This window comes from Pseudoxanthobacter sp., from assembly GCF_036822375.1.
Taxonomy (GTDB): domain Bacteria; phylum Pseudomonadota; class Alphaproteobacteria; order Rhizobiales; family Segnochrobactraceae; genus Pseudoxanthobacter.
Genome location: NZ_DAISHT010000156.1, coordinates 1 through 8714, shown reverse-complemented (window position 1 = coordinate 8714; position 8714 = coordinate 1). Strand labels below are relative to the sequence as shown.

Annotated in this window: 7 protein-coding genes; 1 reads left to right on the top strand and 6 read right to left on the bottom strand. The window is 68.5% G+C overall.

Going from position 1 to position 8714, the window contains the following annotated elements; all coding sequences use genetic code 11:
- Together V7067_RS13225 and V7067_RS13220 are read right to left on the bottom strand one after the other, a co-directional pair.
- Nucleotides 1–748: AI-2E family transporter (locus V7067_RS13225; RefSeq protein WP_334176372.1), on the bottom strand; the 748-nt coding region annotated here is incomplete at its 3' end.
- Between the two features lie 53 nt (nucleotides 749–801).
- Nucleotides 802–1353, bottom strand: coding sequence for a hypothetical protein (locus V7067_RS13220; RefSeq protein WP_334176371.1), 552 nt, complete (start codon nucleotides 1351–1353; stop codon nucleotides 802–804).
- Between the two features lie 221 nt (nucleotides 1354–1574).
- Between V7067_RS13220 and V7067_RS13215 the strand changes: the two genes are divergently transcribed.
- Entirely contained in the window at nucleotides 1575–2732 is a 1158-nt protein-coding gene (locus V7067_RS13215) for an alpha/beta fold hydrolase (protein WP_334176370.1), read from the top strand.
- A gap of 21 nt (nucleotides 2733–2753) precedes the next feature.
- Here the strand turns inward: V7067_RS13215 and gltS are convergent, their stop codons facing one another.
- The 4 genes from gltS to V7067_RS13195 all read right to left on the bottom strand — a co-directional run.
- On the bottom strand, nucleotides 2754–3965 hold the full coding sequence (gene gltS, locus V7067_RS13210) for a sodium/glutamate symporter (protein ID WP_334176369.1): 1212 nt from the start codon (nucleotides 3963–3965) through the stop codon (nucleotides 2754–2756).
- Between the two features lie 166 nt (nucleotides 3966–4131).
- Complete coding sequence (locus V7067_RS13205) at nucleotides 4132–5589, bottom strand: GntP family permease (protein WP_334176368.1); 1458 nt, start codon at nucleotides 5587–5589, stop codon at nucleotides 4132–4134.
- 3 nt (nucleotides 5590–5592) lie between these two features.
- On the bottom strand, nucleotides 5593–6633 hold the full coding sequence (locus V7067_RS13200; protein WP_334176367.1) for a patatin-like phospholipase family protein: 1041 nt from the start codon (nucleotides 6631–6633) through the stop codon (nucleotides 5593–5595).
- A gap of 119 nt (nucleotides 6634–6752) precedes the next feature.
- On the bottom strand, nucleotides 6753–8714 hold a 1962-nt coding region (locus V7067_RS13195), incomplete at its 5' end, for an efflux RND transporter permease subunit (RefSeq protein WP_334176366.1).

Genomic DNA, 8714 nt, shown 5'->3' with positions numbered 1-8714 from the left:
CCAGCGCGAACACCGTGGGCAGGAAGGTGGCCACGAACGGCCCGATGAACGGAATGTAGTTCATCGTAAAGGCGATGATGCCCCACGCCGCCGCCAGCTCCAGCCCGGCCGCCAGCGTGAAGGCCCACACCACCACGCCGGTGGCGATGCTCATCAGCGTGCGCACCCGGACGTGCTTCTGCAGCTTGGCGGCAATGTCGCGGCCGGCGGCAATCAGGAAATCGCCGGCGGCGCGCTGCTTCAGGGCGCCGACCTGCGAGCGGAAGGCCGACACTTCCAGCAGCCCCAGCAGCACGAACAGGAACATCACCACGAGGAAGCTGCCGAGGCTGTGCAGCAGCGCGGAAAGCTCCTGCACCACGCGCAGCATCCAGCGCACATCGAAGGTGTCGGCCACCAGCGAGCCGACCAGAAAGCCGTGCCCCTCCAGCCAGTCGTGCGCCTGCCCGTAGAGAAGCTGGAAGCGGCCGGCATTGGCGATGATCCACTGGCCGACATGGGTGAGCGCCCACACCACCAGCGAGACGATACCGCTGACCACCACCAGCGTGACGACGATGGTGAGCGCCACCGCCGGCCCCATCGCCATGCGCTGCTGCAGCCGCGCCTGCAGCGGCCAGACCACGGCGATCACATAGAGCGCGAAGGCAATGGGGGCCAGCAGCGACTGCATGGCCATCAGGCAGGCGCCGAGCGCCAGTGTCGCCAGAATGCCGGCGAAAACGCGTGTCGTCCTGTCGCCGCTCATCGGCAAACTCCCCGAGCGGCGCTGCGGCCACTGCTGTGTGCGGTTGCCGGCCGTCATCCCGGCCGGTATTCGACGGCGATTTCCATCGCCCGGATCTTCTCGTGCAGGCGCACCTCCTGCCGGTGCGGCCACCACGAATAAAGCAGCAGTTCGCAGGGGTGCCACAGCCCCACCCAGCCCGCGATCATCAGCCCCTCGGAAAGCGTGCTGCCCAGCAGCGTTTCAGAGGAAAACAGCGCCTCGAACAGCGCCGAAAGGCCGACGCACACCAGAAGGAACACGATGCCGACCCTGAGCGCCCGCCGCCCTTCCAGGAAGATCTCGCGGATGCAGCGCTTCTCGTAGAGAATATGACGGTCGCAATAGGTCTGGATCGCCTGCGGCAACTGGCGCACATAGCCTTCTTCGCCCCGCCCCGCGGGCAGCGAAATCGTCGCACGGAAGGTCATCCGCCGCCAGTTGGACTCCACCTTCATGGCCGCCATGATCTGCTCGATGCCGGAAAGGTCGATGCTCTCGCCCTCGAACGGATCGATCTCCGGCTCGCGGAAGAACGTCTTGATATCGTTGAGCCGGAGCGGAATGGTGCGGACGGCGCTGGTCATGGCGGCACTCTCTCACGGCCCGTCCCGCGGGACGCTTCGGTTTCGCCCCTGCTTCTATCACGATGCACCGCGGATCGCCGTGAAGGCAAAGCAACGCACCGTGCGCAATCTGCCGCCGGGGGCTTTTCGCCGGGCCGGCTCTGCCTTACCAAGCAAGACAGCCGCGGTCCGCGGCCGGCCCGAACCCGACCCCGACACCGCAGCCCGGGAGCATGCCGGCGATGCCCCTTCCGCCTTCACGCCCTCCGCGCCGCGGCGGCCCCGTCGCGGTTCTGCTGCTGGCGGCGTTCGCGCTCTCCGCCTGCGCGTCGCGCCCGGAAGGCGTGCTGGTGCCGGTCGGCCCGCCGCCGCCCGGCAGCGCAACCGTGGACATGCTGGCCGCCACCACCCGCGCCCCCAGCGCTGAGCGCGGGGTGCTGTTTTCCGGCGAGCGGGGCGAGGGCGTCAGCTACACCAACCTCGTGGTCTCGATCCCGCCCGGCCGCCCGGTCGGCACCGTGCAGTGGCCCAATCCGCGGGCCATCGATGCGCGGAGCAGCTTTGCCGTCAGCAGCGTCACCGATGTGCCGCCCGGCGACATCGGCACATGGTTCCGCCGCGTCAAGGGCAGCAAGCGGCGGGTGCTGATTTTCGTGCACGGCTTCAACACCCGCTTCGACGTGGCGGTGTTCACCTATGCCCAGCTCGTCCACGACATGGGCACGGACGTGGTGCCGGTGCTGTTCACCTGGCCCTCGCGCGGGCGGGTGCTGCATTATAATTTCGACCGCGAGAGCACGAATTTCTCGCGCACCGACCTTGCCGATGTCATCCGCGCCGCCAGCGCCAGCCCGGAGGTGGATGACGTGGTGGTGCTCGCCCACTCCATGGGCGCCTGGCTGACGGTGGAGGCCCTGCGCCAGATCGCGCTGCAGAACGGGCGCGTGCCGGCCAAGGTCTCCAATGTCATTCTGGCCTCGCCCGATCTCGATATCGACGTGTTCCGCCGGCAGGTGACGGAGATGGGGCCGCAGCGGCCGCAGATCACCATCTTCGTGTCGCACCGCGACCGCGCCCTGCGGCTTTCCGGCCTCATCGCCGGGCGGGTGGCCCGCGTCGGCGCCATCGACTTCACCGAGGAAGCCAAGGCCGCCCGTCTCGGCGCCGCCACCGGCATCGTCGTCATCGACCTGTCCCGCGTGGAGAGCGGGGATGCGCTGAACCACGGCCAGTTCGCCAACAGCCCGCCGGTGGTGCGCCTGCTGGGCGAGCGGCTGATCGCCGGCCAGTCCATCGACGAGGAAACCTTCACCGGCAGCGACGTTGCCCACGATGTCGCCCAGACGGTGGGCAACGTCATGGCGGCGCCGTTCATCGTGTTCACCGCCGGCCGCAAATGACCGGCCGCGGCCGGTCCGCCTTCAGCGCACCATGAAGCCGATGGCGACGGCGTTGACGATATCGATGAAGAAGGCCGAGACCAGCGGCAGGATGATGAAGGCGGTCGGCGCCGGCCCGTGCACCCTGGTCACGGCCGTCATGTTGGCGATGGCGGTGGGCGTGGCGCCGAGGCTGATGCCGGTGAAGCCGGCCGACAGCACCGCCGCCTGATAGTTGCGCCCCATCGCCGGGAAGACGATGAACAGGATATAGACCGCCGCCCCCAGCGCCTGCAGCGCCAGCACCACGACCAGCGCCGCACCCAGCCCGCCCAGCGTCCAGAGCTGCATGCTCATCAGCGACATGGCGAGGAAGATGTTCAGCGACAGGTCGGAGATCAGCGCCAGCGCGCGGGTGCGGGTGGGCCAGGGCACGCGCGGCAGCACCCGCGGCACGGTGTTGGTGATGAAGATCGCCGACAGCAGGCACAGCACGAACAGCGGCAGCTTGATCGGCACGGCCTCCATCAGCCCGTCGAGCACGAGGCCGAGCAGGATGGCCACGTTGAGCACCAGCAGGGTGGAGAGGATGTCGACATAGGTGATCTTGCCGGCGTCCTGACCGCTGTCGTGCGCCTGCAGACCCACCACCGGATCGGGCGCGCTCGGCCCCTCCAGCCGGTAGCGCTTCAGCAGGAGGCCGGCGATCGGGCCGCCCATCAGGCTCGCCACCACAAGGCCGAGCGTGGCCGCCGCGATGCCCACTTCCATCGCCCCCGTCAGGTCGAAGCGGGCGGCGATGATCGGCGCCCAGGCGATGGTCGTGCCGTGTCCGCCGACCAGCGACACCGAGCCCAGCAGCGGCGCCAGCCCCTGCGGCAGGCCGAGGGCCGCGACCGAGCCGATGGCGATGACGTTCTGCAGCACCAGATAGCCGACGGTCAGCACGATCAGGATGATCAGCGGCTTGCCGCCGGTCAGCAGGTCGGAAAGCCGGGCGTTGAGGCCGATGCCGCTGAAGAAATAGAGCAGCAGCATATCGCGCGCCTGCAGATCGAAGGTCAGCGCGGTGCTGAACACCTGATGCACGAGCAGCGTGACCAGCGCGGCGAGCATGCCGCCGGTGACCGCCTCGGGAATGTTCCAGCGCGCCAGCGGCTTCACGGCCTTGTTGAGGCCGGCACCGGCGAAATAGACGAGAATGGCGATGGTGAACGACACGAGGCCGGAAAACTGGATCGTGCTGGCCGTCATGAGCCCTGCCCTGCTGGTCTGCGCCGCGGCGGCGGCACGGACATGATGCGGTCGTTGACGATAAATGCGGAAACCGGCGGCGCGGACGGGTCCTGTCCGCGCCGCCGGTTTCACTCTGCATAACCCGCGGCGGCCGGTGCGGCTACCCGTCCGCCCGGCCGGCGCCTCAGAACGAGCCGAACACCGAGCCGACGACGATGACGGTGATGAGCGCCAGCACGGCGCTGACCACCGCCACCATGACGATGTCGAAATAGCTTCTGGCGTGGGTCGAACCGCACACCGCCAGAAGCGTGACGACGGCGCCGTTGTGGGGCAGGCTGTCGAGCGTGCCCGAGCCGATCACCGCCACGCGGTGCATCAGGGCCGGATCGAGGCCGGTCTGGCGCGCGATTTCCATGTAGGACTGACCGAGCGCCTCAAGCGCGATGGTCAGGCCGCCGGAAGCCGAACCGGTGAGGGCTGCCAGAATGTTGGTGGCGATCGCCAGCGACACCAGCGGCCCGCCCTCGATATCCAGCACCCACTGCTTCACCACCCCGAACGCCGGCAGCGCCGCCACCACCGCGCCGAAGCCGACGAGGCTTGCGACCGCAAACACCGGCAGCACCGAGGCATTGGCGCCGGCATCGATGGTGGCCCGGATGTTCTTCAGCCGGCCGAAGTTCAGCGCCAGCGCCGTCAGAATGGCCGCCAGCAGCGCCGTCGCCACCGCCCACACGCCGCCGACGGCCGAGAGCGTGACCTGCCCGAAACGCTCGTCGGCAAGGAAGCTCACATCCATACGCGGCAGGATGACGAGCGACATCAGCAGGTTGACGACGATCACCACCACCAGCGGCAGGATTGCCGCCCACACCGGCGGCACGTTGCGGGCATCCTCGCCATGCACCATCTCGGCCGTGTCGAAGGCCTGCGAGCCGGTAGCGCGGGAGCGCACGAAGTCGTCGTCGGCCACCTCCTCCAGGTCGACCACCTGCTCGTCGGCGCCGAAGCCCTCGCCGGCGGCCCGCGCCTTCGTCTCCGCCCGCTTCAGCCACCACATGCCGAAAGCGAACATGACGACGGAGGCGAGAACGCCGAGCCCCGGCGCCGCAAACGGCGTGGTGCCGAAGAACGGCATCGGAATGGCGTTCTGGATGGAGGGCGTGCCCGGCATCGCCGACATGGTGAAGGTGGAGGTGCCGAGCGCGATGGCCGCCGGCATGAGGCGGCGGGGAATGCCGGCCGAGCGGAACAGCGCGGTCGCCATCGGCGCCAGCACGAAGAAGGCGACGAACAGGCTGACGCCGCCATAGGTGACGATGGCGCCCGCCAGCACCACCGCCAGAATGGCGCGCGAGGTGCCGAGGCGCCGGGTCAGGGTATCGGCGATCACCGTCACCGAGCCGCTGTCATCCATGATCTTGCCGAACAGCGCCCCCAGCAGGAACAGCGGGAAGAACTGGGCAATGAACGCCGCGCCGTTCGTCATGAACGTCTGCGTCCAGTGGGCCAGCAGCGGTTCGCCGGAGAACGCCGCGGCGACCAGCGCGGCAAGCGGGGCCAGCAGCAGGATCGACCAGCCGCGATAGGCGAGCCACAGCAGCAGGACGAGGGCGACGAGGATGCCGAGAAGTCCCATGCGTCAGTTTCCCTTGATGAAGTCCTGAACGTTCATCGTGGAGCGCTGGCCGAGGTCGGCCCCGTGCTCGGCGAGGAAGGCTTCCGCGGTGCGGCGGCCTTCGTCGCGCAGCATCCTGAGGAAGGTCCATTCCGCATTGAGCTTGGAGGAATAGCCGAGCTTGATGGCCTTCTCGGAGGCAATGCGGTGAATGCGCATGTTGGCCCACAGCGCCCCTTCGCTGGTGCCGGGATCGGCCACCTGCTGCAGCACGGCAATCATGTGCAGCTCTTCCAGCAGCACCGCGTTGAAGGAAATCTCGTTGAGGCGGGTCATGATATCGCGCGCCCGGCGCGGCGGCTCGGGCCGGCGCACGGGGTTGATCTGCACGAGGATCGTGTCCTGCGACTTGCAGTGCTGCACCAGCGGCGTGATCGTCGGGTTGCCAGAATAGCCGCCGTCCCAGTAGGCCTCGCCGTCGATCTCGATCGCCTGATACATGGTCGGCAGGCAGGCGGAAGCGAGCAGCGCATCCGCGGTGATCTCGGCATTGCGGAAGATGCGCGGCTGCCCGGTCGCCACGTTGGTGGCGGTCACGAACAGCTTGATGTCGCTCTTCACCAGATGATCGACGTTGACATATTTCTGCAGGATGGAGCGCAGCGGATTGAGCCCGCCCGGATTGAGATCGTAGGGCGAGAACATGCGCGACATCATGTCCATGGCCACGAACGCCGGCGAGTTGTCGAGCGTCCAGCGGCCGAACAGCACGTCCATGGGCCCGCGCTGGAACGGGCTGAAGGCCGCCGCGCGCGACACCGCGTGCCAGAACGCCTCCAGCGCCTGCTTGGCGCCCTCGCGACCGCCCTCGGCCAGACCGTCGATCATGACGGCGGCGTTCATGGCACCGGCCGAGGTGCCGGAAATGCCGTCGAGCCGCAGCCACGGCACCTCCAGAAGGCGGTCGAGCACACCCCAGGTGAACGCGCCATGGCTGCCGCCGCCCTGCAGGGCCAGATCGACCAGCACCGGCTCGCGGTCAGGCACGGTTGCTTTCTTCGCCATGATAGACCTCTTTCGCTTCCCGGCCGCCCTGCGCCGGACGCCGTGCCGGCGCCGCAGGCCCGCTTCCCCCTGCCGCGGCCCGTCCCCGGGCCGCGGGTCTTGCCCGCCGGTGGCTGCCCTCAGGCCGCAGCCGCCGGCTTCTGCCCGTCTGACGGTTCCGGCCCTTCCGCCGCCGTCTCCGGGCCGGTTTCCGGCCCGAACCAGGCGACATAGACCGCCGGCAGGAAGATCAGCGTCAGCACCGTGCCCACCAGCAGGCCACCCATGATGGCAAAGGCCATCGGGCCCCAGAACACGGTCGGCGCAATCGGGATCATGCCGAGCACGGTGGAAACCGCCGTCAGCATGATCGGCCGGAAACGCGCCGACGAAGCGTTGATGACGGCATCCCACACCTTCTGCCCGGCAGCGCGTTCCGCATCGATCTGGCCGATCAGGATCACCGCGTTCTTGGTGATCATGCCGATCAGGGCGAGGATGCCGAGGATGGCCACGAAGCCCAGCGGCCGGCCGGAGACCAGCAGCGCCGCCACCACGCCGATGAGGCCGAGCGGCGCCACCGACAGCACCAGCACCAGCCGGCTGAAGCTCTTCAGCTGGAACATCAGCACCGTGAACATGATCAGCAGCATCACCGGCACCACCGCCACGACGGAGGCCTGCGACTTGGCGCTTTCCTCCACCGTGCCGCCGGCATCGATGCGATAGCCCTCCGGCAGGCCGGCGCGCAGTTCGTCGACCTTCGGTTCCAGCCCCGAGACCACCGTTTCCGGCAGCTCGCCGCGCACCACGTCGGCCTGCACGGTCAGCGTCGGCACGCGGTCGCGGCGCCACACCACCGGATAGTCCTGGGTGTATTCGAAGGTGGCGAGCTGGCTCAGCGGCACCGTGCGCCCGCTGGGCAGCGGCACCTGCAGGTTGGCGAGGTTGGCGAGCGAAACCCGTTCCTCGTCGGTGGCCCGGGCCACCACGTTGACGAGATAGATATCGTCGCGCACCTGCGTCACCGGCGTGCCGCTCATCACGGTGTTGAGCACCGCGGCCAGACCCGCCGTCGAAAGCCCGAGCAGCCGCGCCTGATCCTGATCGACACGCATCCGCACTTCGCGCGTCGGCTCGAACCAGTCGTAGTTGACGTGTTCGGCCAGCGGACTGGAGGCCACGACCGTGCCGAGCTTCAGCGCGATCGCCCGCACCTTTTCCAGATCCGGCCCGCTGACGCGGTACTGCACCGGCCAGCCGACCGGCGGCCCCAGCTCAAGCGGCGAGATGCGCGCCACCAGTTCCGGGAACTGGTTCTGCAGCGCCGTCTCCAGCTTCGTGCGCAGCCGCTCGCGCCCGCCCACATCCTTCGCCACGATGACGAGCTGGCTGAAGAACGGGTTCGGCAGCTTCACGTCCAGCGGCAGGTAGAAGCGGATGGCGCCGCGGCCGACATAGGTCGAATAGCTCTCCACGTCGGCATCGGCCTTCAGCAGCGCCTCGAAACGCTGCACCACGTCCTCGCTGGCATAGATCGACGCGTTCTGCGGCAGTTGCAGATCGACCAGCAGTTCCGGCCGGTCGGACGCCGGAAAGAACTGGCGCGGAATGAGCGGCATCGCCACGACCGAGGCCGCGAAGGCGGCAACGGCGAGCGCGATGGTCACCCAGCGCGCCTTCAGCGCCAGCGTCAGGAAGCCCTTGTAGAAGCCGATGACGCCGCCGCCGGCGGCCTGCTTCTTCCGCGCCTTTTCCACGGCCGCCCGGTCGGGCGCCTTCAGCGCCGCCACGCCGAGCAGCGGTGCAAACAGCACCGCCACCAGCCACGAGACCAGCAGCGCGATGGTGACCACCGCAAACAGCGAGAAGGTATATTCGCCGGCCGAGCTCTGCGCGAAGCCCACCGGCACGAAGCCGGCAATCGTCACCAGCGTGCCGGCCAGCATCGCCACCGCATAGGTGCGGAAGGCAAAGCTGGCGGCCTGCATCTTGCTGTCGCCGGCGGTCAGCCGCGTCAGCATGGCATCGGTGGTGGTCATCGCATCGTCCACCATCAGCGCCAGCGCGATGATGAGCGCACCGAGCGAGATGCGCTGCAT